The 25,182-nt window shown below is 68.5% G+C and carries 24 protein-coding genes; 13 read left to right on the forward strand and 11 right to left on the reverse strand.

Features of this window, described 5'->3' with window-relative positions:
* From CEX88_RS11825 to CEX88_RS11835, 3 genes are all read right to left on the reverse strand, one after another.
* Positions 1-1,098 (reverse strand): APA family fibronectin-binding glycoprotein, encoded by a 1,098-nt coding sequence (locus tag CEX88_RS11825; protein WP_094293633.1) that lies wholly within the window; start codon positions 1,096-1,098, stop codon positions 1-3.
* A 209-nt stretch (positions 1,099-1,307) separates the two neighbouring features.
* A complete protein-coding gene (locus CEX88_RS26600; RefSeq protein WP_202931466.1) occupies positions 1,308-2,360 on the reverse strand; it encodes a sulfate/molybdate ABC transporter ATP-binding protein in 1,053 nt (350 codons plus the stop codon).
* The gene (locus CEX88_RS11835) at positions 2,357-3,160 is read right to left on the reverse strand and encodes an ABC transporter permease (protein ID WP_238382054.1); all 804 of its coding nucleotides are present in this window, start codon (positions 3,158-3,160) and stop codon (positions 2,357-2,359) included. Before CEX88_RS11835 ends, CEX88_RS26600 begins: the two co-directional genes overlap by 4 nt.
* Before the next feature lie 138 nt (positions 3,161-3,298).
* On the opposite strand from CEX88_RS11835, the gene CEX88_RS11840 reads away from it, so the two are divergent.
* The 3 genes from CEX88_RS11840 (at position 3,299) to CEX88_RS11850 (ending at position 6,452) form a co-directional block, all read left to right on the forward strand.
* Positions 3,299-3,970: an SDR family oxidoreductase gene (locus CEX88_RS11840; protein WP_066843899.1), complete on the forward strand. Its 672-nt coding sequence runs from the start codon at positions 3,299-3,301 to the stop codon at positions 3,968-3,970.
* 66 nt (positions 3,971-4,036) lie between these two features.
* On the forward strand, positions 4,037-4,966 hold the full coding sequence (locus tag CEX88_RS11845) for an LLM class F420-dependent oxidoreductase (protein ID WP_094293636.1): 930 nt from the start codon (positions 4,037-4,039) through the stop codon (positions 4,964-4,966).
* A 112-nt stretch (positions 4,967-5,078) separates the two neighbouring features.
* Positions 5,079-6,452: an NAD(P)/FAD-dependent oxidoreductase gene (locus CEX88_RS11850; RefSeq protein WP_094293637.1), complete on the forward strand. Its 1,374-nt coding sequence runs from the start codon at positions 5,079-5,081 to the stop codon at positions 6,450-6,452.
* On the opposite strand, the gene CEX88_RS11855 is transcribed toward CEX88_RS11850, so the two are convergent.
* The 7 genes from CEX88_RS11855 to CEX88_RS11885 are packed head-to-tail and all read right to left on the reverse strand — an operon-like array spanning position 6,449 to position 11,268.
* The gene (locus tag CEX88_RS11855) at positions 6,449-7,075 is read right to left on the reverse strand and encodes an urease accessory protein UreD (protein WP_094293638.1); all 627 of its coding nucleotides are present in this window, start codon (positions 7,073-7,075) and stop codon (positions 6,449-6,451) included. The two genes, CEX88_RS11850 and CEX88_RS11855, sit on opposite strands and share 4 nt — an antisense overlap.
* Positions 7,075-7,749, reverse strand: coding sequence for an urease accessory protein UreG (ureG, locus tag CEX88_RS11860; protein WP_094293639.1), 675 nt, complete (start codon positions 7,747-7,749; stop codon positions 7,075-7,077). The genes CEX88_RS11855 and ureG overlap by 1 nt, the downstream gene beginning before the upstream one ends.
* 20 nt (positions 7,750-7,769) lie before the next feature.
* A complete protein-coding gene (locus CEX88_RS11865) occupies positions 7,770-8,405 on the reverse strand; it encodes an urease accessory protein UreF (RefSeq protein WP_068201734.1) in 636 nt (211 codons plus the stop codon).
* 5 nt (positions 8,406-8,410) lie between these two features.
* Positions 8,411-10,144: an urease subunit alpha gene (locus tag CEX88_RS11870; protein ID WP_094293640.1), complete on the reverse strand. Its 1,734-nt coding sequence runs from the start codon at positions 10,142-10,144 to the stop codon at positions 8,411-8,413.
* Between the two features lie 28 nt (positions 10,145-10,172).
* Positions 10,173-10,502: an urease subunit beta gene (locus CEX88_RS11875; RefSeq protein ID WP_202931471.1), complete on the reverse strand. Its 330-nt coding sequence runs from the start codon at positions 10,500-10,502 to the stop codon at positions 10,173-10,175.
* 8 nt (positions 10,503-10,510) lie between these two features.
* A complete protein-coding gene (locus tag CEX88_RS11880; protein ID WP_064393718.1) occupies positions 10,511-10,813 on the reverse strand; it encodes an urease subunit gamma in 303 nt (100 codons plus the stop codon).
* A gap of 50 nt (positions 10,814-10,863) precedes the next feature.
* Positions 10,864-11,268, reverse strand: a complete 405-nt coding sequence (locus CEX88_RS11885; protein ID WP_066843921.1) for a PaaI family thioesterase — start codon at positions 11,266-11,268, stop codon at positions 10,864-10,866.
* Between the two features lie 63 nt (positions 11,269-11,331).
* Between CEX88_RS11885 and CEX88_RS11890 the strand changes: the two genes are divergently transcribed.
* The gene (locus CEX88_RS11890) at positions 11,332-11,724 is read left to right on the forward strand and encodes a rhodanese-like domain-containing protein (RefSeq protein ID WP_066843923.1); all 393 of its coding nucleotides are present in this window, start codon (positions 11,332-11,334) and stop codon (positions 11,722-11,724) included.
* A gap of 155 nt (positions 11,725-11,879) precedes the next feature.
* Here the strand turns inward: CEX88_RS11890 and CEX88_RS11895 are convergent, their stop codons facing one another.
* Positions 11,880-12,656 carry an iron reductase gene (locus tag CEX88_RS11895; RefSeq protein WP_094293642.1) on the reverse strand — a complete coding sequence of 259 codons (777 nt, stop codon included), beginning with the start codon at positions 12,654-12,656 and terminating at the stop codon, positions 11,880-11,882.
* 219 nt (positions 12,657-12,875) lie between these two features.
* Between CEX88_RS11895 and CEX88_RS11900 the strand changes: the two genes are divergently transcribed.
* The 9 genes from CEX88_RS11900 (at position 12,876) to CEX88_RS11940 (ending at position 25,149) form a co-directional block, all read left to right on the forward strand.
* Entirely contained in the window at positions 12,876-13,292 is a 417-nt protein-coding gene (locus CEX88_RS11900; protein ID WP_066843927.1) for a BlaI/MecI/CopY family transcriptional regulator, read from the forward strand.
* Between the two features lie 14 nt (positions 13,293-13,306).
* Positions 13,307-14,248, forward strand: a complete 942-nt coding sequence (locus CEX88_RS11905; protein ID WP_094293643.1) for a M56 family metallopeptidase — start codon at positions 13,307-13,309, stop codon at positions 14,246-14,248.
* A 55-nt stretch (positions 14,249-14,303) separates the two neighbouring features.
* Entirely contained in the window at positions 14,304-15,770 is a 1,467-nt protein-coding gene (gndA, locus tag CEX88_RS11910; protein ID WP_094293644.1) for an NADP-dependent phosphogluconate dehydrogenase, read from the forward strand.
* 52 nt (positions 15,771-15,822) lie between these two features.
* Positions 15,823-17,259 (forward strand): GuaB1 family IMP dehydrogenase-related protein, encoded by a 1,437-nt coding sequence (locus CEX88_RS11915; protein WP_094293645.1) that lies wholly within the window; start codon positions 15,823-15,825, stop codon positions 17,257-17,259.
* A gap of 196 nt (positions 17,260-17,455) precedes the next feature.
* Positions 17,456-18,826 (forward strand): hemolysin family protein, encoded by a 1,371-nt coding sequence (locus CEX88_RS11920; RefSeq protein ID WP_094293646.1) that lies wholly within the window; start codon positions 17,456-17,458, stop codon positions 18,824-18,826.
* A complete protein-coding gene (locus CEX88_RS11925) occupies positions 18,819-19,871 on the forward strand; it encodes a hemolysin family protein (protein WP_068201754.1) in 1,053 nt (350 codons plus the stop codon). The genes CEX88_RS11920 and CEX88_RS11925 overlap by 8 nt, the downstream gene beginning before the upstream one ends.
* Positions 19,864-20,757 carry a 3-methyladenine DNA glycosylase gene (locus CEX88_RS11930; protein ID WP_094293647.1) on the forward strand — a complete coding sequence of 298 codons (894 nt, stop codon included), beginning with the start codon at positions 19,864-19,866 and terminating at the stop codon, positions 20,755-20,757. The genes CEX88_RS11925 and CEX88_RS11930 overlap by 8 nt, the downstream gene beginning before the upstream one ends.
* A 65-nt stretch (positions 20,758-20,822) precedes the next feature.
* On the forward strand, positions 20,823-23,063 hold the full coding sequence (locus CEX88_RS11935) for a malate synthase G (protein WP_066844180.1): 2,241 nt from the start codon (positions 20,823-20,825) through the stop codon (positions 23,061-23,063).
* Between the two features lie 37 nt (positions 23,064-23,100).
* A complete protein-coding gene (locus CEX88_RS11940) occupies positions 23,101-25,149 on the forward strand; it encodes a substrate-binding domain-containing protein (protein ID WP_094293648.1) in 2,049 nt (682 codons plus the stop codon).
* Positions 25,150-25,182 lie beyond the last annotated feature (33 nt).

Raw genomic sequence — 25,182 nt, forward strand, 5'->3', positions numbered from 1 at the left:
TCAGGCCGGTGGCGTCATCCCGGGCGCGTTCTCCGGCGCGACCGGAACCGGCACGCCGACCGCGGGCCGCGGGGCAGGCGCGTTGGGATCGGCCGGCGGAGGCGGCGCGTTGGGATCCGCGGGCGGCGGAGGCGGCGCGTTGGGATCGGCCGGCGGTGGCGCCGGTGCGTTCGGATCGGCGGGCGGGGCCTCAGGCGCCGCGGGTGGGGTGTACGGCCGGATCGAATTGGCCAGCGTCACCGCTTCTTCCTTCGGCACAGGGTTGTTCGCGGTCCCGAGCCAGACCACGAACCACCGCTCGGGGGTGCGCTGACCGCGCGGCGTACCCGGTTCGACCGGGTTGCCCACCACGCCGGCCCAGATCTGTCCGTTCGGCTTGTTCGTGTCGGTGAACTTCACCTCGTAGTACGACGCGACGCCCGGCATGCCATCGGCATTGAGCTCGACGGTCTCCTGGTTGACCCGGGTGCCGGGGAACGGCATGAAGAACTCGCCCATGTCGGAGGCCAACCGCTGCGCAGCCTTCGTGTTGTCCGTCTCGGCGCCCGCGAAGAGCTTCAGGTCGAGCCGGCCGAGCAAAATGCTGGTGTCGTTGGGCGGCTCGGCGCCTTCGGGGGCGTCCTTGGTCAGCAACACCTGGCCGTAGGAAAGCTGCGTCGAATCCGCCACTTTCCATCCGGCGGGCACGACATAGCTGAGGCCACCCGCGGCCGAGTCGACGCGGCCCGGATCGCCGGGCGCCGGGGGCGGCGCGTTCGGATCGGCGGGTGCGGGTGCCGGAGCACCGGGTGCCGGTGCAGGTGCCCCCGGCGCCGGAGGTGGCGGCGGTACGCCGGGTGCGGGAGGTGGCGCGCCGGGCGCGGGTGCCCCTGGTGCCGGAGGGGGTGCGGGCGCCCCTGGTGCCGGAGGCGGCGGAGGCCCTTGCAGGAAGGTGTTCCCCGTCGGCGGCGGTGGGGGCGGCGCTGGCGTGGGCTCGGGCTGCGCCTGGGCCACCGTCGGGAGCGCGAGCGCTATGGCAGTTGCCCCGGTCACCGCCGCGACCGCCAATGTCCTCGAGAGCCCCCTGCGCGGGGCTGAAATCGCGTCCGGCTGATCCATGGGAAAGAAACTACCGTGTTACCGCCGTGACGCAAGTGTGAATTGCTCAAAATGAGGATAAATAAGACATAGCTGAGAAGACGATAAGCACTGATAGCAGTAGCGCCATGATTTGCTGACGCAGCACAGTACCCGCGCGTGGCGCGGGGTGGCCGACCGCAGTCGATGACCGGTGACTCGCTTGTTCTTCGCGCCTGCTCCGGTTCCCGTTACTGGGCGGGATGCAGCGTGACCTCCTGCGCCTTCACCGCGAAGAACACGCGCTCGCCAGGGGCAAGCCTCAGTTCGGTCGCGGACTCGGCGGTGATGTCAGCGGCGAGCCCCGGGCTGCCGTCAGGCTGCTCCTCGGCCCGCACCCGGATCGCGGGGCCGCGACCGTCGAGTTCGGCGATGATGACTTCGACGGTGTTACGCGGGCTGCCGCGCGGCCGGTCGCGGTACACCGCGACCGCCGCGGGATGAAACAGGGCGACCGCCGGTCCTGCGGTCGCGATATCCGACGCCGGGCTGCCGTACCAGGCCGCGCCCCACCGGGTGGTCAGGACGCCGTGGCCGTCCGCCATCCCGCGAACCAGGTTGACCCCGGCCAGCCGGGCACCGAAATCGCTCCGCGGAGTCGCCAGTACCGTTGCGGCAGAGCCTCTTTCGACGATGCTGCCGGATTCGAGCACCAGCACCCGATCGGCGAGGGCGACCACGTCGAGCACATCGTGGGTCACCAACACCGCGGACCGCCCGTCGCGTGTGAGCACGTCGCGCAGCACCTTGCGCATCGCAGCGGCGGCCGCGACGTCGAGCCCGGCCAACGGCTCGTCGAGCAGCAGCACGTCGGGTTCGGCCGCCAATGCGCGCGCCAGTGCGACCCGTTGCGCCTGTCCCCCGGACAGCTGACGCGGCCTGCGGTCGGCCAGTTCGATCGCGTCGACGTGGGCGAGCCAATGCTCGGGGCGCGTGCTGCCGGGCGGAAAGGCGACGTTGGCGGCCACGTCGAGATGCGGAAACAGCAGCGGATCCTGCATCAGAAGTCCGACGCGGCGGTCGTGGGTCGCCACATGGACACCCGATGCGGTATCGGTGAGCACGCGCCGGCCCACCCGTACGACACCGTCATCGGGCCGGACCAGCCCCGCGACGACGTGCAAAATCGTCGACTTGCCCGCGCCGTTGGGGCCCAGCACGGCCAGCACCTCACCGCCGTCGACGTCGAACGCGACATCGACGCCGCGCTGCTCGACGACCGCACGCACGCTGACACCGGTCACGCCGCGCTCCACGCACTGTCACCGCGCAGCCGTCGACTCCCCAACCCCAGCACCACCACGGCTGCCACCACCACGAGCAGCAGCGACAACGCCACCGCGGCATCGGGGTCACTCTCCCGCTGCAGATAGATCTCCAGCGGCAGCGTCCGGGTGACGCCCTCGCGGGAGCCGGCGAACGTGAGCGTCGCGCCGAACTCGCCGAGGGACCGGGCGAACGCCAGCACCGCGCCCGAGACCAGGCCGGGCGTCAGCAGCGGAAGCGTGACGCGCCACCACACCCGGGACGGACGGGCGCCCAGCGTGGCGGCCACGGTTTCGTACCCGGTTCCGGCCGTACGGACGGCCCCTTCGAGCGCGATGACCAGGAAGGGCAGCGACACGAACGTCTGCGCGAGCACGACCGCCGTCGTCGTGAATGCGATTTGGACATCCGCGGCCTCCAGATACTGGCCGAGCAGTCCGAGCCGGCCGAATGCGTACAGCAACGCGATCCCGCCGACCACCGGAGGCAGCACGAGCGGAAGCAGGATGAGGGGTCGTGCGGTTCGGACGAGTCGACTGTCGCTGCGCGCGAGGACCAGCGCCATCGGAACGCCGACCAGCAGGCACAGCAACGTGCTGGCGGTCGCCGTGCGCAGGCTCAGCAACAGGGCGTTGACGGAGGACTCGCTGCTGATCAGCTGCACGATGTTCGGCCAGTCCACCCTGGCCGCGATCGCCACGAGCGGCAGCGCGACGAACAGCGCGCCGACCGCGGCGGGCAGATACAGCCAGCGCGGCAGACCAGCCGGGTTACTCAACCCGTCCCGCCTCGCACTCCACAGGCCAAACCCTATGGGACTCGCGCCTGCGCGCCGGTTTCGTGCTGTAGCTACTGTCCAGTAACATTTCGGAGGATCGCTGCGTGCAGCGTCGAACATGACAGGGAGGTCTTCGCGATGGAGGTGCTCGTCACCGCAGGTGACACCGATCTGGGCCGCACGATCGCCGAAGGTTTCCGCGACGCCGGTCACCGCGTTGTGATCGTGGGCGCCCGCCGCGACGAACTCGAGGTCGCCGCGAAGGAACTCGATGTCGACGCCATCGTGCTCGACAACACCGATCCCGACAGCCTGGAAGCGGCGCGACAGCAGTTCCCGCATCACCTCGACACGATCGTCAACGTGCCCGCCCCCGGGTGGGACGGCGGCGATCCGCGCACCTATTCGCTGTCGGACCTGGCTCGGGCATGGCGTGCGGCACTTGACTCGACCGTCGTCTCCGCGGTGCTGACGGTGCAGATCCTCGGTGACCATCTGCGCTCGGGCGGTTCGATCGTCAACGTGGTCGCCGAAAACCCGGCCGTCGGCAGCGCGGACGCGGCGATCAAGGCCGCGCTCGCGGACTGGACCGCTGGTCAGGCCGAGCACTTCGGCACTCGAGGCATCACCGTCAACGCGGTGGCCTCGGGACGGAACGCCGAGCCCGGCTACGAAGGCCTGTCGCGGACGCCGCCGCCGGTCGCCGACGAGATCGCGCGCCTCGCCCTTTTCCTCACCACACCGGCGGCGCGGCACATCACCGGCCAGGTGCTGCACGTCAGCAAGGGCGCGCTCGCAAACTTCGGCTGACTATTCCGCTGTTCGCATGGAGCTAAACGGGATGACCGCTCCGCTTAGGTGTGGTTTCGTGCTCTCATGACCATCAGACTCGGACTCCAGATCCCGAACTTCTCGTACGGCACGGGCGTCGCCGAAATCTTCCCCACTGTCATCGCACAGGCGCAGGAGGCCGAGGCCGCCGGTTTCGACTCGGTCTTCGTGATGGACCACTTCTATCAACTGCCCGGGCTCGGCACGCCGGACCAGCCCATGCTCGAGGCGTACACCGCGCTGGGCGGTCTGGCCACGGCCACCGAGCGGGTCCCGCTCGGCACCCTGGTGACCGGCAACACCTACCGCAACCCGACGCTGCTGGCCAAGGCGATCACCACGCTGGATGTGATGAGCCAGGGACGCGCCATCCTTGGCATCGGCACCGGCTGGTACGAGCTCGAACACGACAGCCTCGGCTACGAGTTCGGCACCTTCACCGACCGCTTCAACAAGCTCGGCGAGGCGTTGGAGATCATCCTCCCGATGCTGCGCGGCGAGCGCCCGACGTTCGACGGCAAGTACTACCGCGCCAAAGACGCGATGGCCGAACCGCGGTTCCGGGACCACATCCCGCTGATGATCGGCGGCAGCGGCGAGAAGAAGACGATTCCGCTGGCGGCCCGGCACTTCGACCACCTCAACATCATCGCCGGCTTCGACGAGCTGCCGCGCAAGGTGCAGGTGGTCAAGGAGCGCTGCGAGGAGATCGGCCGCGACCCCGCGACGCTGGAAACCAGCATGCTCGTCGTCGCGATCATCGACGAGAACGTCACCGGCGACATCATCCCCGACGACTACAAACAGCAAGCGGTGTTCGGCAGTGCCGATCAGATCGCCGAGCAGATCAAGACCAAGGTCCTCGACGCCGGTGTCGACGGGGTGATCTTGAGCCCCGTGACGAGCCTCGACGGGTACCACCCCGGCCGGGTCACCGCGGTCGGCGAAGCCCTCCGGCCGCTGCTTGGCGGGTGATCCGGGCGCCGGGTGGGATATAACACAACGAACCCGTTCACTGATCGGGTGTTCAGGCGACTACCGTTACGGGTAGTGAACTGCACGTGGAAGCACCGTCGAGGAGCCCAATATGAGCCATCCCGGAGCCACTGCATCTGATCGGCACAAGGTCGTCATCATCGGGTCAGGGTTCGGCGGGCTGACCGCTGCCAAGAGGCTCAAGAGAGCCGACGTCGATGTCAAGCTGATCGCCAAGACCACCCACCACCTGTTCCAGCCGCTGCTGTACCAGGTGGCGACCGGCATCATCCCGTCCGGCGAGATCGCGCCGCCGACGCGGATGATCCTGCGCAAGCAGAAGAACTGCCAGGTGGTCCTCGGCGATGTCACCCACATCGACCTGGCCAACCAGACGGTCACCTCCGAGTTGCTGGGCCACACCTACGTGACCCCGTACGACTCGCTCATCGTCGCCGCAGGGGCCGGCCAGTCCTACTTCGGAAACGACCATTTCGCGGAGTGGGCGCCGGGCATGAAGTCCATCGACGATGCGTTGGAGCTGCGGGCGCGCATTCTCAGCGCGTTCGAGCAGGCGGAGCGGTCCAGTGACCCGGCGCGACGCGAGAAGCTGCTGACGTTCACCGTGGTGGGCGCGGGTCCGACCGGCGTCGAGATGGCCGGACAGATCGCCGAACTGGCCGACCACACCCTCAAAGGTGCGTTCCGCCATATCGATTCGACCACCGCACGGGTGATCCTGCTCGACGCCGCACCCGCCGTCCTGCCCCCGATGGGCGAGAAGCTGGGCAAGAAGGCGCAGGACCGGCTCGAGAAGATGGGCGTGGACATCCAGCTCGGCGCCATGGTCACCGACGTCGACCGCAACGGCATCACCGTCAAGGACTCCGACGGCACGATCCGGCGTATCGAGTCCGCGACGAAGGTGTGGTCGGCCGGTGTGCAGGCCAGCCCGCTGGGCCGGGACCTCGCAGAGCAGTCCGAAGGTGAGGTCGACCGGGCCGGGCGCGTGCTCGTGAACCCTGACCTGACGCTGCCCGGCCATCCGAACGTGTTCGTGGTCGGCGATATGGCCCATGTCGAGGGCGTGCCCGGGCAGGCGCAGGGCGCCATTCAGGGCGGACGGTATGCCGCCAACGCGATCCGGGCCGAGCTCAAGGGCGCCGATCCCACACAGCGCGAACCGTTCCAGTACTTCGACAAGGGTTCGATGGCCACGGTGTCGCGGTTCTCCGCCGTGGCCAAGATCGGCCCGCTGGAGTTCGGCGGCTTCATCGCCTGGCTGGCCTGGTTGGTGCTGCACCTGGTGTATCTGGTCGGCTTCCGCCGCAAGCTCACCACGCTGGTGTCGTGGACCGTGACGTTCCTGTCGACGCAGCGCGGCAACCTGACGATCACCGAGCAGCAGGCCTACGCCCGCACCCGGATAGAGGAGCTTCAGGAGATCGCCGCGGGCGTGCGCGACACCGAGAAGGTCGCAGGCTAGAGCCGCGCGCCCTGCCAGGTCGCCAGGCAGCCGCCCGCGGCAAGCGCCAGCGGTTCACCCGCCGCGTCGACGTCGGCGTCCGGGTAGCTCAGTTCACTGATCGCGGCCATCGGTGCGCCGATCTCGTCGTCGGTGACCGAACCCCTGCCCAACTCGATGCGATGCCGCAACAGTGCAGTGCCGTCGACGTCGGCGTGCAGCGACCCTGACCAGAACCCGTAATGCTCATCGAATCTGCCGATCTGCACCCGCTCGCGGAGCCTGACACGTCCATGTACGCCGACATCCAGGCGGACCGAGGTGTGGTGACGTGAGTCGGCTGCCACGATCGTGGGTTCGGGGTCGAGGTCCAGCTCTCCGTCGACGTCGAGCTCCCAGATCGCGTGAGAATCAAGGGTTTTCGCCCCTGGGAGGGCCACCGTCGCGGCGGCGGTGCGTATCCGCAGCCGAGCGTCCGGTTCGACGACGACGCGGAAGTGGAGGACGTCGCCACCCAGCGGGGTCGCCGCCGCCGACACCAGATGGACGGTGTCGGGCCCGGTGAGCCGGGCGGCGAGACCGCCCACGCACTCGATACGCGGCCGGCGGTCCCGCCGTGCGACGATCAGCACCTCGGACCGCACTAGACGGGCACCCGGAGTTGGGCGCGCACCCAGTCCAGCACCGCGGCGGCCGTGGGGTCCTCGGTGAGCGAGATCATCACGAACGGGCGCTCACCGCGCACGGCCGCCGCGTCGCGCCGCATCACGTCGAGGTCGGCTCCGACCAGCGGGGCGAGGTCGGTTTTGTTGATCACCATCAGGTCTGAGTAAGTCACGCCGGGACCGCCCTTACGGGGAACCTTGTCGCCGCCTGCGACATCGACGACGAAGATCTGCACGTCGACCAGCCCCGACGAGAACGTCGCCGTCAGATTGTCCCCGCCGGACTCGACGAGAATGAGGTCCAGCCGGTCGTTTGCGGCGATGAGGTCGTCGATCGCGTCGAGGTTGGCGGTGATGTCGTCGCGGATCGCGGTGTGCGGGCAGCCGCCGGTCTGCACCGCGGCGATCCGTTCGTCGGGCAGCACGGCGTGGCGTCGCAGGAAGTCCGCGTCTTCGGTGGTGTAGATGTCGTTGGTCAGTACGGCCAGTGACACCACGTCGCGCAGCTGTCGGCACAACGCCGCGACCAGTGCGGTCTTCCCCGAACCCACCGGACCGCCGACGCCGATACGCAACGGCTCCCCCGGTCGGCGCGTGCGCTTGGGTCGCTCGAGATGGTGGTGTGGCTCGCCGTCGGTGAAATGCGGTGGCATGACGATCCTTTCGGGGCGGACTACGAGACGAAGAGGGGGCGCTCACGCCTGCTGTGGCGCTGGGCCAGCACGTCGAGCAACGGATCGGACAGGTCGGCCAGTTCCTTTGCCGCGGTGGCCGCGGTCTGGTCACAGAGCGCCGACAGCTCGAACGTGAGCGCGGCGACGTCGGCGGGGTCGAGCGCGAGCAGGCGCTGCGCGGCGGTCGCCGAACCGGTCATCGTGGTGTAGACCATCGAGAGGGCGGTCTGCTCAGCGCTCAGCCCCGCCGCGCGTCCGGCCCATCCCGCCGCGACCGACAGGTGTGGGGTGGCGTCGAGCGCGTCCCAGTCGTCGTCGGGCCACACCCGGCGGGCCAGCCGCACGAGGCCGCGACCCTGTGCGCGCGATGCCTGGCGGGCGGCGGGCGCCGGTGTGCGGGCGTCGGTTTCGTGGTCGGCCTGCGCGGGCGCGAGTGTTCCCGTGTGCACGGCCGCGGCCAGCGAGGCGGTCACCAGGCCCTGGGTGCGGATGCGTCGTCGCAGGTATGCCCGCAGCGTGGTCACGTCGGCCACCAGCCCGCTGGTGATCGCTTCCTCGATGCCGCCGGAGTGCACGTGCCCGCCGGTTGGCAACCGCGAATCGGCCAGTGCGAGAAGCGTGGTCAGGTTCGTCATCAGCTTCAGAAGAGGAAATACCGTTGTGCCATCGGCAGTTCGGCCGCCGGTTGTTCCTGCCAGACATCTCCGTCGATGCGGACCGTGAAGGTGTCGGGATCGACCTCGATGCGTGGCAGCGCGTCGTTGAGCGGCATATCGGCCTTGCCGACGCCGCGGACGTCTTTGACCGGCACGAGGCGCCGTTTCACGTCGATCCGGTCGCCCAGTCCGTCGTCGACGGCCTGCTGCGAGACGAAGTGCACCGACGTGGCGGCGGCGGCCGACGGCGCCGCACCGAACATCGGGCGCGGCAGCACCGGTTGCGGTGTCGGGATCGACGCGTTGGCGTCTCCCATTGCGGCCCAGGCGATCATGCCGCCCTTGAGCACCGCGTGCGGGCGCACACCGAAGAACGCGGGCTCCCACAGCACGAGATCGGCGAGCTTGCCCACCTCGATCGATCCGATCTCGGCGTCGAGGCCGTGCGCGATCGCCGGGCAGATCGTGTACTTGGCGACATAGCGTCGCGCGCGGTGGTTGTCGGCTTCCCTCGCCCCCGAGCCGTCACCGTCCAGCGCACCGCGCCTGCGTTTCATGACGTGGGCGGTCTGCCAGGTGCGGATGACCACCTCGCCGATGCGGCCCATCGCCTGGGCGTCGCTGCCGATCATCGAGATCGCACCGATGTCGTGCAGCAGGTCCTCGGCGGCGATGGTCGACGGCCGGATGCGGCTCTCGGCGAACGCGAGATCCTCGGGGACGCTGGGGTTGAGGTGGTGGCACACCATCAACATGTCGAGGTGCTCGTCGAGCGTGTTGACCGTGTGCGGGCGCGTCGGATTGGTCGAGCTGGGCAGCACGTGCGGTTGCGCGGCGACGGTGATGATGTCGGGAGCGTGTCCGCCACCTGCTCCCTCGGTGTGGTAGGCGTGGATCGACCGGCCCGCGATCGCGCCGACGGTGTCCTCCACGAAGCCGGCCTCGTTGAGGGTGTCCGAATGCAGTGCGACCTGTACGCCCGACGCGTCGGCAACGGTCAGGCAGGCGTCGATCGCGGCTGGGGTGCTACCCCAGTCCTCGTGAAGTTTGAATCCCGCTGCGCCGCCGCGTAACTGCTCCCACATGGCCTCGGCGCTGACCGTGTTGCCCTTGCCGAGCAGCGCGATGTTCATCGGCCAGGAGTCCAGCGACTCGAGCATGCGGGCCAGATGCCATGCCCCGGGGGTGACCGTGGTGGCCTTGCTGCCTTCCGCCGGGCCGGTTCCGCCCCCGATCATGGTGGTGATGCCACCGCCGAGCGCTTCGGCCATCGTCTGCGGGCAGATCAGGTGCACATGGCAGTCGATGCCGCCCGCGGTGACGATGCGGCCGTTGCCCCCGATGATCTCCGTCGACGGCCCGACCACGAGGTCGGGATGGACGCCCGACATGATGTCGGGGTTGCCGGCCTTGCCGATCGCGGTGATGCGGCCGTCACGAATGCCGATGTCCGCCTTGATGATCCCCCAGTAATCGAGGATCACCACTCCGGTGATGACGGTGTCGGGAGCCCCCTCGGCACGTGTTGCGCGTCCCTGCCCCATGGATTCGCGCAGCACCTTGCCCCCGCCGAAGACGGCCTCGTTTCCGGCGAGTTCGGGCCCGCCGCTGCGGTCCTCGGTGATCTCGATGAACAGGTCGGTGTCGGCCAGTCGGATCCGGTCGCCGGTGGTCGGCCCGAAGAGGGCGCCGTACCTGGCGCGTGACAACCGGGTCATCGGGCTCCTCTGCTCTCGGCGGACGTGCTCATCGGTTCAGACGGCCGGGCGGGTGCAGCCGACCGGGCGGGTCCAGGTTCAGCCCGTGCACCTCGCGCGAGCCTCCGAGCGCGACGAGCGAGACGGTCTGGGCGACACCGGGTTCGAACCGCACTGCGGTCCCCGCGGGGATGTCGAGCCGGTGGCCGTGCGCGGCTGCGCGGTCGAAGGACAGCGCGGCATTGGCCTGCGGCAGGTGGACGTGGCTGCCGACCTGCACCGGCCGGTCTCCGGTGTTGACGATCTCCATCGCGAGCCGCTCGGCGCCCGCGTTGATCTCGATGTCGCCGTCCCCGTACAGGATTTCGCCGGGCACCATCGGTTCGGTCATGGGATCGGGTGGTGGACGGTGACGAGCTTGGTGCCGTCGGGGAACGTCGCCTCGACCTGGACGTCCTCGAGCATCTCGGGCACGCCCTCCATGACGTCGTCGCGGCGCAGAACCTCGCGGCCGCTGGCCATCAGCTCGGCCACCGTGCGGCCGTCGCGGGCGCCTTCGAGGAGATGGTCGGTGATCAGCGCGACCGCTTCGGGGTGGTTGAGCTTCAGGCCACGACCCTGTCGGCGCCGGGCGAGCTCGGCCGCGTAGGAGATCAGCAGGCGGTCCTGCTCATGCGGGGATAAACGCATAGTGGGCGATATTGCCACGGAGCGCGGCGATCAGCAGCGCACGCGATGTCTTACGCCGCCGGCATGTTCTGCAGCCGCACCTGTCCGCGCGCGACGAGCTTGTCGTCGTCGGCGGTGATGGTGATCTGCCACAGCTGCTGACGCCGGCCGCGGTGGATCGGGGTGGACACCGCGGTGACGGTTCCCGAGGAGATGGCCCGCAAGAAGTCGGTGTTGTTGTTGACACCGACGACGTTGCCGCCGCCGTTGTCGGCGAGCCAGACCGCGGCCGACACGCTCGCCAGGCTCTCGACGATCGAGCAGTACACGCCGCCGTGCACGATGCCGTAGGGCTGAAGCAGCTTGTCCGTGACTGTCAGCTGTGCGCGGCCGCCGTCGGGACCGAGTTCGAGATAGGTCAGGCCGAGTTCGGTGTCGAAGCCCTTACCCAGGTCGGAAGGCAGGTCGGAAGTCACGGATCGTGTCTACACGCTGTCGAACACCATGACCGCGCCGGGTGCGCGGAGTTAGGGTCAGCCATGGCCAAGACCGCGAAAGACCTCGTTGAAGCCGCCAACGCTGTGGTGCCCAAGATCTCCCACGCCGAGGCGAAGGAAATGATCGACAAGGGTGCGTTGGTCGTCGACGTCCGCGACGCCCCCGAACTGGAGAAGAGCGGCAAGGTGGCCGGCGCCGTGCACGTTCCCCGGGGCATGCTCGAGTTCCGTGCCGATCCCGAGTCGCCGTATCACGACCAGAACTTCGCCAAGGACAAGCCCGTGATCGTGTACTGCGCCTCCGGTGGGCGCTCGGCGCTCTCGGGGCAGGCGCTCAAAGAGCTCGGTTATCAGGACGTGTACAACCTCGGTGCGTTCGGCGACTGGGCCGACAGCGGTGGCGCCGTCGAAAAGGCTGGCGGCGAAAACGCCTGACGCACACGGTATTCGGGGTGCACATGCGGACGAGCCCCGCACCAATGGTGCGGGGCTCGTCCTCCGTGTGGACCGGGGGTCTCTGCAGCCCTCAGGACTCCGGCGCGGTCCGGTGGTTCGTGTCGATCTCTGTTCAAAGCATAGGCAAGGCTTGCCTAATTAAGCAAGACTTTCCCCGTGATTGGTCGTGAGGTGCCCCGGACCGGAAGTCCGAAGCCGACGAGCGCGTCGAGCACGGCCTGCCCGCGCCGCATGCTCGTCCACTCGCTGGAGCCGGCGAGCAGCGGCACCTGCGTGGCGGCGCTGACGACCGCCCCGCCCACGACGTGCCACATCGAGGCGACCGACATCGCTCCCCCGCTGATCTCGACCAGCTTGGCGAACAGCGGCGCCAGCGCGCGGTGGCTGCGGTGCGCGACCCATGTCGTCAACGCCGCCTCGCTGGGCAGGGCCACGATGCCGTCGCGCGTCGAGTTTCCGGCGCGGTTGGACCTGTGGTCGAAGTACGGATCGTCGGGAAGGGCCCGCAGCGTCGGGTCGACGACGCCGACCCAATCGATCGCACCTTCGGAATCCACGTGCACCCACAGGTTCTCCAGGCCGGTGTCCCATGCGCGGCCTTCGAGTACGACCAGCGGCACGACGCGCCCGACGACCACGTGGGCGAGGGTGGCCGCCAACTGGTGTGCCACCGCGGCGCGGCTGTCGGTCTCCTCGGCGGCCAGATCGAACATCGTTTGCAGGCGGTCGGTGCTCAGCGCGTCGGCCAGCGGCCACCACCGTCGCCGGGACAGGTCCCGCATCACCGCGACGCCGTAGACCCGCGGACACTCGGGATAGAGCTCACGGAGTCGTCGACTCGACTCATGCAGCGGCAACGTCCTGTGGATCGCCATGCTCGCAATGAGTGGATCGTCGACCAATACCGTCATAGGTCCTCCCGTATTCAAGTTAGGTAAGGCTTACTATAGCTACGCGCGTCACGACGACCAGACCCTGTGACTGCTTTCACACCACCCTTCGGATGGGCGGTGACCACGGGCGGAGGTTCGAGCCGGGCGACGGTGGGCCCTTGTCCACCAGGCGAAATACGACGCACCGTAGTAAGACGTAGTACGCTGGATCAATAGCCTCTAGGAGATGAACGGACCATGGCGAAGTTGACGCGTCTGGGGGAACTGGAACGCGCGGTGATGGATCACTTGTGGTCCTCTCGCGAACCCCAAACCGTGCGCCAAGTTCACGAGGCGCTCGCCGCCCAACGCGACTTGGCGTACACCACGATCATGACCGTGCTGCAGCGGCTGGCGAAGAAGAACCTCGTCGTGCAGCACCGCGATGACCGCGCCCACCGATACGCACCAACCCACGGCCGCGATGAACTCGTCGCGGGCCTGATGGTCGACGCGCTCGACCAGGCCGCCGACTCGGGCAGCCGGGAAGCCGCGCTGGTGCATTTTGTCGAGCGCGTCGGCGCCGACGAAGCCGCGGCGTTGCGTCGCGCACTGACCGAACTGGAGAGCAAGGTTCGCGTTTCGCCGCCCGCTGGTAATTCGGGCACCGGCTGAGAGAGACTGACGGCGTGTCCGCGCTGGCCTTCACCGTCCTGGCGCTGGTCCTGTCGGGACCGGTGCCCGCCGTCCTGGCGCGCGCGTCGTGGCCGTTCCGCGCACCGCGAGCGGCCATTGTGTTGTGGCAGGCGATCGCGCTGGCCGCCGTCCTGTCGGCCTTCTCGGCCGGAATCGCCATTGCGAGCAGGCTTTTCGCGCCGGGTCCCGACGGTCGGCCGACCGCCACCATCATCAGCGAGATCGCCGTCATGGGCTGGCCGGTGTGGATCGCCTACGTCGTGGTCTTCGCGCTGACACTGGTGATCGGTGCGCGGCTGATCGTGGCGGTGTTGCAGGTGGCCATCGCGACGCGGCGCCGTCGCGCCCACCACCGGATGGTCGTCGACCTCGTGGGCAAGTCGCAGAAGTGGGCCCACGCCCACGCCGGTGACGGGTTGCGCATCCTGAACGTGGACCAGCCGCTGGCGTACTGCCTGCCGGGCGTGCGCAGCCGCGTCGTGGTCAGCGAGGGCACGCTGACGACGTTGGCGGACAACGAGATCTCGGCGATCCTCAGCCACGAACGCGCGCACCTGCGCGCCCGGCACGATCTCGTGCTGGAGATGTTCACCGCGGTGAACGCGGCGTTCCCGCGCTTCGTCCGCAGCGGAAGCGCGCTGGACGCGGTCCGACTTCTGGTCGAGATGCTGGCCGACGACGCGGCGGTGCGCAAGGCCGGTCCCACTCCCCTGGCCCGCGCGCTCGTCGCGTGCGCGGCCGGTCGTACGCCGTCAGGTGCGCTGGCGGCGGGCGGACCCACCACCCTGCTACGGGTACGTCGGCTCGGAGGCCGGCCCAACAGCCGGGTGCTGGCCGCAGGCGCGTACACGACCGCGGCCGCGGTGCTCGTGGTGCCCACCTTCGCGGTGGTGCTTCCGTGGCTGACCGAACTGCAGCGGCTGTTCACCGCTTAGGGGCAAGCGGCGCGAACGAGGCGTTCACACAACAAAACAACGAAAGGCTGCCCGCATGAGCTCTGACGTATCCGCTTCCGCGACCACCGGTACCGCTCAGATCGGGGTGACCGGGCTTGCCGTCATGGGATCCAACATCGCGCGCAACTTCGCCCGGCACGGGTACACCGTCGCGCTGCACAACCGCTCGATCGCCAAGACCGACGCGCTGCTCGACCAGCACGGGTCGGAAGGCAAGTTCGTGCGCAGCGAGACCATCGCCGAATTCCTCGACACTCTGGAAAAGCCGCGACGGGTGCTGATCATGGTCAAGGCCGGGGGCCCCACCGACGCGGTGATCAACGAACTCGCCGATGCGATGGAGGAAGGCGACATCATCATCGACGGTGGTAACGCCCTCTATACCGACACGATCCGCCGCGAGAAGGCGATGCGCGAGCGCGGGCTGCACTTCGTCGGCGCCGGCATCTCCGGCGGCGAGGAGGGTGCGCTGAACGGGCCGTCGATCATGCCCGGCGGCCCGGCCGAGTCCTACAAATCGCTGGGTCCGCTGCTCGAGGAGATCTCGGCGCATGTCGACGGTGTCCCCTGCTGCACCCATATCGGGCCTGACGGTGCGGGCCACTTCGTGAAGATGGTGCACAACGGCATCGAGTACTCCGACATGCAGCTGATCGGCGAGGCCTACCAACTGCTGCGCGACGGGCTGGGCAAGTCGGCCGGCGAGATCGCCGACGTCTTCGACGAATGGAATTCCGGCGACCTGGACAGCTTTCTGGTCGAGATCACCGCCAAGGTGTTGCGCCAGACCGACGCCAAGACCGGTAAGCCGCTCGTCGACGTCATCCTCGACGAGGCCGAGCAGAAGGGCACCGGACGTTGGACGGTGAAATCAGCACTCGACCTCGGCGTCCCAGTGACCGGTATCGCCGAGGCCGTGTTCGCGCGCGCTTTGTCGGGATCGGTGACCCAGCGCAAGGCCACCACCGGCCTGGCCTCCGGTGACCTCGGTGAAAAGCCCAGTGACGCCGAGAAGTTCGTCGAGGACATCCGCCAAGCCCTGTACGCGTCGAAGATCATCGCCTACGCGCAGGGCTTCAACCAGATCCAGGCCGGCAGCGCCGAATACGACTGGGGCATCACCCTCGGCGACATGGCCACCATCTGGCGCGGCGGCTGCATCATCCGGGCCAAGTTCCTCAACCGGATCAAAGAGGCCTTCGACGAGAACCCCGACCTGCCGACGCTGATCGTCGCGCCGTACTTCCGCAGCGCGATCGAGGCGGCGATCGACAGCTGGCGCCGCGTCGTCATCACCGCCACCGAACTGGGCATCCCGATCCCCGGTTTCTCCTCGGCACTGTCCTACTACGACGGATTGCGCCAGGAGCGCCTGCCCGCTGCCCTCACGCAGGGCCTGCGGGACTATTTCGGCGCGCACACCTACGGCCGCATCGACACCGACCCCGCCAAGCGGTTCCACACGCTGTGGAGCGGGGACCTCAGCGAGGTCGAGGCCTAGCGTTCTCTCGGCAGGGAACCGGGCGTCGTCGGGCCACTAGACTTGGACCGACATGCGATTTCTGGAGGGCCACCGGCCCGCATACGACCTGACCTACAACGACGTCTTCATCGTCCCCGGACGCTCGGATGTCCAATCCCGGATGGACGTCGACCTGTCGACCGCCGACGGCTCGGGCACCACGATCCCGGTCGTTGTGGCGAACATGACCGCCGTCGCCGGCCGGCGGATGGCCGAGACGGTGGCCCGTCGCGGCGGCATCGTCGTGCTGCCGCAGGACTTGCCGATCTCCGCGGTGAAAGAGACCGTCGACTTCGTCAAGAGCCGCGACCTCGTCGTCGACACTCCGGTGGTGCTCTCCCCCGATGACTCGGTGTCCGATGCGACCGCGCTGATCCACAAACGTGCCCACGGCGTCGCGGTCGTCGCCTTCGAGGGCAGGCCGATCGGCCTGGTCACCGAGGCGAACTGCGAGGGCGTCGACCGGTTCACCCGCGTGCGCGACGTCGCGGTCTCCGACTTCGTCACCGCGCCGGTGGGCACCGAGCCGCGCAAGGTGTTCGACCTGCTCGAGCACGCCCCGGTCGACGTGGCGGTGCTCACCGAGAGCGACGGGACGCTGGCAGGCGTGCTGACGCGTACCGGTGCGGTCCGGGCGGGGATCTACACACCCGCGGTCGACGACAGCGGCCGCCTGCGGATCGCTGCGGCGGCCGGGATCAACGGCGATGTCGGCGCAAAGGCGCGCAGCCTGGCCGAGGTCGGGGTGGACCTGCTGGTGATCGACACCGCCCACGGACACCAGGTCAAGATGCTCGATGCGATCAAGGCGGTCTCGTCGTTGGACCTCGGGCTGCCGCTGGCCGCGGGCAACGTGGTCTCCGCCGAGGGCACCAGGGACCTGCTCAGCGCGGGCGCATCGATCGTGAAGGTCGGTGTCGGACCGGGCGCGATGTGCACCACGCGCATGATGACCGGCGTCGGGCGACCCCAGTTCTCCGCGGTCGTTGAATGTGCTGCTGCGGCACGGCAATTGGGCGCGCACGTGTGGGCCGACGGCGGTATCCGGCACCCGCGTGATGTCGCACTGGCATTGGCTGCGGGCGCATCCAACGTGATGATCGGCTCGTGGTTCGCGGGCACCTACGAGTCCCCCGGCGACCTGATGCGCGACCGCGACAATCAGCCCTTCAAGGAGAGCTACGGAATGGCGTCCAAACGCGCGGTGGCCGCCCGCACCGCCGGTGACGGGTCGTTCGACCGAGCCCGCAAGGCGCTGTTCGAGGAGGGCATTTCGACGTCGAGGATGGGCCTGGATCCGTCCCGCGGAGGCGTCGAGGACCTGCTCGACCACATCACGTCCGGGGTGCGCAGCACCTGCACCTACGTCGGCGCGGCGAATTTGGGCGAACTGCACGAAAAGGTGGTGCTCGGCGTGCAGTCGGCGGCCGGCTTCGCCGAGGGGCATCCACTGCCCACGGGTTGGTGATCCCTCCCCCGCAAGATCACCCGTTACCATGGGTTTCCTTCAGTCCTCTACGCGAAAGGGATCCCGTGCCGCAGGCACCCGTCGAGGCCCGGGTTGCAGAGGGGGCCAACCGGGCCGAGCGGCCCGAGCCTCCCGACGCCGAGCCTTCCTCTAGACGGCCGGGCAACAGGTCCGGCATCTGCGCGAGGGCACCCCGATGAGCGTCGCTTCGACGGTGCTGTCTCTGCTGGCGATCGTGCTGCTGACGGCGGGCACCGCGGTGTTCGTCGCCGCCGAGTTCTCGCTGACCGCGCTCGAGCGCATCACCGTGGACGCCAACGCACGCAGCGGCCACCGGCGCGACAAGATGGTCCAGCGGGCGCACCGCACGCTGTCGTTCCAGCTGTCCGGCGCCCAGGTGGGCATCTCGATCACCACGCTGGCGACCGGTTACCTGGCCGAACCCGTCGTCGCGCGGTTGATCCACCCCGGCCTGGACGCGATCGGCATACCCCCGGCCTACACCGGCGGATTGGCGCTGGTGCTGGCCATCGCGATCGCCACCTCGATCTCGATGGTGTTCGGCGAGCTGGTGCCGAAGAACCTCGCGGTCGCCCGGCCCGTGCCGACGGCGCGCTGGTCCGCCGGACCGCAACTGCTGTTCTCGGCGCTGTTCACCCCGCTGATCCGGCTGACCAACGGCACGGCCAACATGATCCTGCGTCGCCTCGGCATCGAACCGGCCGAGGAGCTGCGCTCGGCGCGCTCCCCACAGGAACTGGTGTCGCTGGTGCGCAGTTCGGCCCGCAGCGGCGCACTGGATCCCGTCACCGCGGTGCTGGTCGACCGGTCGCTGCGGTTCGGCGATCGCTCCGCCGAGGAGCTCATGACCCCCCGGCAGAAGATCGAGGCCCTCGACGCCGACGCGACGGTCGCCGAGCTGGTCACCGCCGCGATCAGGACGGGATACTCGCGCTTCCCGATCATCCGCGGAGACCTCGACGAGACGATCGGGATCGCGCACGTCAAGCAGGTGTTCGAGGTGCCGATCGACGAACGCGCGACCACCCGGCTGGCGTCGCTGGCGCTGCCGGTCGCCAAGGTGCCATCGACTCTGGACGGCGACACAGTGATGACCCAGATCCGCGCCAACGGCCTCCAGACCGCGCTGGTGGTCGACGAATACGGCGGCACCGCGGGCATGGTCACCGTGGAGGACCTGATCGAGGAGATCGTCGGCGACGTCCGCGACGAGCACGACGACGAGGCCCCCGATGTGGTGCCCGCGGGCCGCGGCTGGCAGATATCGGGCCTGCTGCGCATCGACGAGGTCGCAAGCGCCACGGCGTTCCGCGCCCCCGAGGGCGACTACGAGACGATCGGCGGCCTGGTTCTCGAGAAGCTCGGGCACATCCCCGACGAAGGTGAGTCGGTCGAGCTCGAGGCGTTCGACCCGGACGGTCCGCTCGAGAGTCCGAATCGCTGGCTGGCCACCGTGCTGCGCATGGACGGCCGCCGAATCGACCTGCTCGAACTCACCGAACTGGGCCGCACCGGCGAGGCCGACGGGAGAAGCACCGATGGGTGACCTCTTCGGTGTGCTGCTGACGGTGCTGCTGCTGGCCGTCAACGCGTTCTTCGTCGCCTCGGAGTTCGCCTTGATCTCCGCGCGGCGCGATCGGCTCGAGGCGCTGGCCGAACAGGGCAAGAAGAGCGCCGTCACCGTGATCCGCGCCGGTGAACACCTGTCGCTGATGCTCGCGGGCGCTCAGCTGGGTATCACGATTTGTTCGATCCTGCTCGGTCGCGTCGGCGAACCCGCCGTCGCGCATCTGCTGGAGAAGCCGTTCGACGCCGTGGGTGTGCCCGACGCGGTGCTGCACTCGGTGTCCTTCGTCGTCGCACTGGCCATCGTGGTCGTCCTGCACGTGCTGCTCGGTGAGATGGTGCCGAAGAACATCGCGATCGCCGGCCCGGAGTCGGCGGCCATGCTGCTGATACCTACCTACCTGGTGTGGATCCGCATGGCACGTCCCTTGATCGCGTTCTACAACTGGTGTGCCAACGTGACCCTGCGAGTGTTCGGGGTGGAGCCCAAGGACGAACTCGACGTCACGGTGTCCACGGTCGAACTGTCGGAGATGATCGCCGAATCGCTGTCCGAGGGGCTGCTCGACCCCGAGGAACACAGCAGGCTCACCCGCGCCCTGCAGATTCGCGATCGCGCGGTCAAGGACGTCGCGTTCCCGCTGCGCGACATTCGGACGGTGTCGGTGGCGCGCGAGGGGGCGGGGCCAACCGTCGGCGCCGTCGAAGAGGCGCTGGCCGAGACCGGTTACTCGCGCTTCCCGATCACCGACGCCTCCGGCACCTACCTGGGATACCTGCACATCAAGGACGTGCTGGCCTTCGTCAACGACCCCGATGCCGTGCTGGACCTGTCCATGGTGCGCCCGCTGCCGGTGGTTCCGTCGTCGCTGCCGTTGCCCGAGGCGTTGTCGCGGCTGCGGCGCACCAACAGCCACCTGGCGCTGGTGACCGCACCCGACGGCAGCGTGGAGGCGATGGTCGCGCTCGAGGACCTCGTCGAGGACTTGGTGGGCACCGTGCGCGACGGGACCCATCGTGTCTGACGTCGCCGTGCGCGGCGCTTCCGTGCTCGACGAGTCGGACTGGAGCACCCGAGAGCGGGCCCATCAGCGCCGGGCCGACGCGTTCTGCGCACCGCACCGTCGTCGCGCCCGTCGCGGCGAGAAGCACCCGGTCTGGGACTTCCTGTTCACCTATTACAGCTTGCGGCCCGCCAAGTTGCGAATGTGGCACCCCGGCTTCGGTCTCGCTTTGGCCGGCGGCGCACAGCGCTTCCTGAGCCGGACGGGGTACGCGAGTGACCACTCCGGGGTGGTCGTGAGCCCGGAGTACCTGGTGGCGCGGATCGACACCGTGCGGTTCGTCGTCCGGCTGTTGCGTTCGACGGCGGCGCGCCCGGCCCGGCTGAATTGTTTCGGGTTGCACGAGTGGGCGATGGTCTACCGGTCGTCGACGGTGCGCCACGACCGGGTGCCGTTACGGCTCGGCGCGGCGGGCACCGACGCGGTCGTCGAGTCGATGCCTTTGCGCTGCAGTCACTTCGACGCGTTCCGCTTCTTCACCGAACCGGCCGCCGGACGCAACGCCGAACAGCTGACCCGGCAGAGTCAGGTTGCCACCGAACAACCTGGCTGTCTGCACGCCGCGATGGATTTGTACAAGTGGTCGTTCAAGCTCGGCCCGCTTATCAACTCGGAGTTCGTGATGGACTGCCTCGAGCTGGCCGCCGAAGCCCGCGAACTCGACATGCGGGCCAGCCCCTATGATCTCCGCGAATACGGATTCGAGCCGATCGCGATCGAGACACCGGCCGGTCGAGCCAAATACGTGCGGATCCAGCAAACCATCGCGGAGCGGGCGGCCCCGCTGCGGGACGACCTCGCCGATCGGTGCGAACGGCTTCTGACCGCAGCAGCCCGGGACGGCTGACCAGCCGGTTGAGGATAAGCCGTATTACCGCTGGGTAAGCTGGGACGACAGTTCGAGGAGGAATGATGACCGATCGCGTGACGGTGGGAAACCTGCGCGTGGCCCGGGTGCTGTACGACTTCGTCAACAACGAGGCGTTGCCCGGCACCGACATCGACCCCGACACCTTCTGGTCCGGCGTGGACAAGGTCGTCGCCGATCTGACGCCCAAGAACGAAGAACTGCTGGCCAGACGCGACGATCTGCAGGCCCGCATCGACAAGTGGCACCGGCAGCGGGTCATCGAGCCGCTCGACCATGACGCGTACAAGGCGTTCCTCACCGAGATCGGCTACCTGCTCCCCGAGCCCGACGACTTCACGATCACCACCGCGGGCGTCGACGACGAGATCACCACGACCGCCGGACCTCAGCTGGTGGTGCCCATCCTCAACGCCCGCTTCGCGCTGAACGCCGCGAACGCCCGCTGGGGCTCGCTCTATGACGCCCTCTACGGCACCGACGTGATCTCCGAGGACGACGGCGCCGACAAGGGTTCCAGCTACAACAAGGTTCGCGGCGACAAGGTCATCGCCTACGCCCGCCGATTCCTCGACGGCGCTGCGCCGCTGGCCTCCGGCAACTGGAGCGAGGCCACCGGTCTGCGCATCGACGACGGCCAGCTGCTCGTCGACCTGGGCGACGACAACGCTTCGGCTGCTGACTCCTCGCGCGAGCGCTCGTCGGTCGGGCTCGCGGCACCCGAGCAGTTCGTCGGCTACACCGGAGACCTCGGCTCGCCGCAGTGGTCGGTGCTGTTGCGCAACAACGGATTACACGTCGAGATTCTCGTCGACCCGGAATCGCCCATCGGTTCGACCGATGCCGCGGGCATCAAGGACGTCGTCCTGGAATCCGCGGTCACCACGATCATGGACTTCGAGGATTCGGTCGCCGCCGTCGACGCCGAGGACAAGGTGCTCGGGTACCGGAACTGGCTGGGCCTCAACCGCGGTGACCTCACCGAAGAGGTGAGCAAGGGCGGTAAGACCTTCACCCGCAAGCTCAACGAGGACCGCACCTACACCACCCCGGACGGCGAGGGCGAGCTGACGCTGCCCGGACGCAGCCTGTTGTTCGTGCGCAACGTCGGACACCTGATGACCAACGACGCGATCGTGCGGACGGACGGCGACGGCCAAGAGGTCGAGGTCTTCGAAGGCATCCAGGACGCGCTGTTCACCAGCCTCGTCGCGATCCACGGCCTGAAGTCCGGGGACGGCAACGGCCCGCTGGTCAACAGCCGCACCGGCTCGGTGTACATCGTCAAGCCCAAGATGCACGGCCCCGACGAGGTGGCCTACACCGTTGAGTTGTTCGGCCGCGTCGAGGATGTGCTCGGGTTGCCCGCCAACACCCTCAAGGTCGGCATCATGGATGAGGAGCGCCGCACCACCGTCAACCTGAAGGCCTGCATCAAGGCCGCCGCCGACCGGGTGGTGTTCATCAACACCGGCTTCCTCGACCGCACCGGCGACGAGATCCACACCTCGATGGAAGCCGGCCCGATGATCCGCAAGGGCGCGATGAAGAGCACCCAGTGGATCCAGGCCTACGAGGACCAGAACGTCGACATCGGGCTGGCGACCGGTTTCTCCGGCAAGGCCCAGATCGGCAAGGGCATGTGGGCGATGACCGACCTGATGGCCGACATGGTCGAGCAGAAGGTCGGCCAGCCCAAGGCCGGCGCCACCACCGCGTGGGTGCCGTCGCCGACCGCGGCCACGCTGCATGCCATGCACTACCACGAGGTCGACGTCTACGCGGTGCACAAGGAGCTGGAAGGCGAGAAGCGCACCAGCGTCGAGCAACTGCTGGCCGTGCCGCTGGCCAAGGAGCTCGCGTGGGCGCCCGAGGAGATCCGCGAAGAGGTCGACAACAACTGCCAGTCCATCCTCGGATACGTGGTGCGCTGGATCGACGCGGGTGTCGGCTGCTCCAAGGTGCCCGACATCCACAACGTCGCGCTGATGGAAGACCGTGCGACGCTGCGCATTTCGAGTCAGCTGCTGGCGAACTGGCTGCGCCACGGCGTCATCACGCCCGACGATGTGGTGGCCAGCCTCAAGCGGATGGCCGCAATCGTCGACAAGCAGAATGAGCAGGATCCCGAATTCAAGCCGATGGCAACGGATCCGGACCACAACATCGCATTTCAGGCCGCGCAGGAATTGATCCTCTCGGGCGCCGAACAACCCAACGGCTACACCGAGCCGATCCTGCATCGCCGCCGCCGCGAGTACAAGGCCGAACACGGCGGTGCGTGATCCGGTGACCGGTCGGCGTCGCAAGTAGAGGGCGGAAGTGGGCAGGCACAGTAAACCGGATCCCGAAGATTCGGCAGGCGGGGATTTCGGCGACCGTCACGACGAGTCGGAGACCGAACGCTTCGGCTATCTCGGCGACCGCCCGGAACCGGGACCCGGAGGCTATGACGCAGGCTACGGCTCCGAGTACGGCGACGTCGACCGTCCCGATTATGCGGATGGTCCGGAAGACCCCGGTTACTCGGATTTCGAACGCGACTATTCGGAGCCCGAGACCGGCGCATCGGCTCCCCCGCCGGGAGTCCCGCCGCGCTCGGGCCCGGCGCACAGCGGTGAGTGGGAGGGCGGTGAGTGGACCGGTAGCCATCGCGCGGTCACCCCGGGCAGGCGTGGTGTCAGCGTCGGCGTCATCGCCGCCCTGGTCGCGGTCGTGGTGCTCGTCGGCGCGGTCATCCTGTGGCGATTCTTCGGTGACGCCTTGTCCGACCGCACCGATCAGGCCGCCGCGCGGTGCGTCGACGGTGAGCTGTCCGTCGCGGTGGTGGTCGACCCGAACATCGCCGAGCCGATCCAGTCGCTGGCCAACCGGTACAACGAGACCGCCGCCCCGGTGGCCGACAAATGCGTGAAGGTCGGCGTCAAACCGGCCGGATCCGACCAGGTGGTCAACGGTTTCACCGAGGCGTGGCCTCAAGAGTTGGGCGATCGTCCCGCGCTGTGGGTGCCGGGCAGCTCGGTGTCGGCGGCGCGGCTCGAGGCCTCGTCGGGCGCGCAGGCGATCATCGACAGCCGGTCACTGGCCACGTCGCCGGTGGTGCTGGCCGTTCGGCCGGAGTTGAAGAACGCTCTGGCGCAACAGAACTGGTCGACCATTCCGGCATTACAGAGCAATCCGTCGTCATTGGACGGGCTGAATCTGGCCGGCTGGGGCGCGCTGCGGCTGGTGCTGCCACTGAGCGGCGACAGCGATGCGTCGTATCTCGCCGCGGAGGCGATCGCGGCCGCGTCGGTGCCCGCCGGTGCGCCGGCCAGTGAGGGCATACGCGCGGTGAACACCGTCGTGGCGGGTCAGCCGCAGCTGCCGGACAAGAAGACCTCGACGGCGTTCGACGCGCTGGTCAAGGCATCCGATCCGGCGGCGGCTCCCGTGCACGCCGTCGCCATCACCGAACAGCAGCTGTATCGGCGCAGCGCCGGTCTGCCCAATGCCGCCGGCGTGGTCTCGGGATGGCTGCCGCCCGGTCCCGCGGCGGTGGCCGATTACCCGGCCGTGTTGGTGTCGGGCGATTGGCTGTCGCAGGAACAGAAGAGCGCTGCCAGCGAATTCGCCCGGTTCATGCGCAAACCCGAACAGCTCGCGGAGTTGGCCAAGGCCGGTTTCCGCACCGAAGGCGGAACGCTGCCCGACAGCGACGTCGTGGACTTCGGGCCGGTGCCTGCTCCAATGTCGGTGGGCGACGACCAGATACGCGCGCAACTGGCCAACGCGCTGACCGCCCCGGCGGCCAACCCGGCGGTGACGATCATGCTCGACCAGTCGATGCCCACCGACGAAGGCGGACGGTCTCGGCTGCAGAACGTCGTTGCCGCGCTGAACGCCCGGTTGCAGGCGTTGCCGGCCTCGTCGGCGGTGGGCCTGTGGACGTTCGACGGAACCGCGGGCCGTTCGGAGGTGAGCACCGGACCGCTGAGCGACCAAGTCGACGGCCAGCCCCGCTCGGCGGCGTTGACGTCAGCACTGGACGAACAGTCCGCCTCCGGAGGGGGTGCGGTCTCGTTCACCACACTGCGGCTGGTCTACACCGAAGCGATGGCGAACTTCCGCGAAGGACAGGAGAATTCGGTCCTGGTGATCACCACCGGGCCGCACACCGACCAGACCCTCAACGGAGAAGGGTTGCAGCAGTATATCCGCGGCGCATTCGACGATGCCAAGCCGGTGGCGGTCAACGTCATCGACTTCGGGTCGGACTCCGATCGCGCGACCTGGGAGGCCGTTGCCGAGATTAGCGGCGGCAGCTACCAGAACCTCGCCAGCTCCGACTCCCCTGAACTGACGGCGGCGATCGCGAACTTCCTCGGTTAGCGGCCGGCGAACACCCGGCTCACACGCCGCGCC

The organism is Mycobacterium neumannii (assembly GCF_002245615.1).
In the GTDB taxonomy this organism is placed as follows: Bacteria; Actinomycetota; Actinomycetes; order Mycobacteriales; family Mycobacteriaceae; genus Mycobacterium; species Mycobacterium neumannii_A.

Coding starts and splice junctions, on each gene's coding strand:
- CEX88_RS11870 (WP_094293640.1), bottom strand. CDS start 10,144: ATGACCCGGTTGTCACGCGCCAGGTACGGCGCCCTCTTCGGGCCGACC.
- CEX88_RS11920 (WP_094293646.1), top strand. CDS start 17,456: ATGAGCGTCGCTTCGACGGTGCTGTCTCTGCTGGCGATCGTGCTGCTG.
- CEX88_RS11850 (WP_094293637.1), top strand. CDS start 5,079: ATGAGCCATCCCGGAGCCACTGCATCTGATCGGCACAAGGTCGTCATC.
- CEX88_RS11915 (WP_094293645.1), top strand. CDS start 15,823: ATGCGATTTCTGGAGGGCCACCGGCCCGCATACGACCTGACCTACAAC.
- CEX88_RS11895 (WP_094293642.1), bottom strand. CDS start 12,656: ATGACGGTATTGGTCGACGATCCACTCATTGCGAGCATGGCGATCCAC.
- CEX88_RS11925 (WP_068201754.1), top strand. CDS start 18,819: ATGGGTGACCTCTTCGGTGTGCTGCTGACGGTGCTGCTGCTGGCCGTC.
- CEX88_RS11845 (WP_094293636.1), top strand. CDS start 4,037: ATGACCATCAGACTCGGACTCCAGATCCCGAACTTCTCGTACGGCACG.
- CEX88_RS11890 (WP_066843923.1), top strand. CDS start 11,332: ATGGCCAAGACCGCGAAAGACCTCGTTGAAGCCGCCAACGCTGTGGTG.
- CEX88_RS11880 (WP_064393718.1), bottom strand. CDS start 10,813: ATGCGTTTATCCCCGCATGAGCAGGACCGCCTGCTGATCTCCTACGCG.
- gndA (WP_094293644.1), top strand. CDS start 14,304: ATGAGCTCTGACGTATCCGCTTCCGCGACCACCGGTACCGCTCAGATC.
- CEX88_RS11865 (WP_068201734.1), bottom strand. CDS start 8,405: ATGACGAACCTGACCACGCTTCTCGCACTGGCCGATTCGCGGTTGCCA.
- CEX88_RS11825 (WP_094293633.1), bottom strand. CDS start 1,098: ATGGATCAGCCGGACGCGATTTCAGCCCCGCGCAGGGGGCTCTCGAGG.
- CEX88_RS11875 (WP_202931471.1), bottom strand. CDS start 10,502: ATGGTGCCCGGCGAAATCCTGTACGGGGACGGCGACATCGAGATCAAC.
- CEX88_RS11935 (WP_066844180.1), top strand. CDS start 20,823: ATGACCGATCGCGTGACGGTGGGAAACCTGCGCGTGGCCCGGGTGCTG.
- CEX88_RS11900 (WP_066843927.1), top strand. CDS start 12,876: ATGGCGAAGTTGACGCGTCTGGGGGAACTGGAACGCGCGGTGATGGAT.
- CEX88_RS11840 (WP_066843899.1), top strand. CDS start 3,299: ATGGAGGTGCTCGTCACCGCAGGTGACACCGATCTGGGCCGCACGATC.
- ureG (WP_094293639.1), bottom strand. CDS start 7,749: ATGCCACCGCATTTCACCGACGGCGAGCCACACCACCATCTCGAGCGA.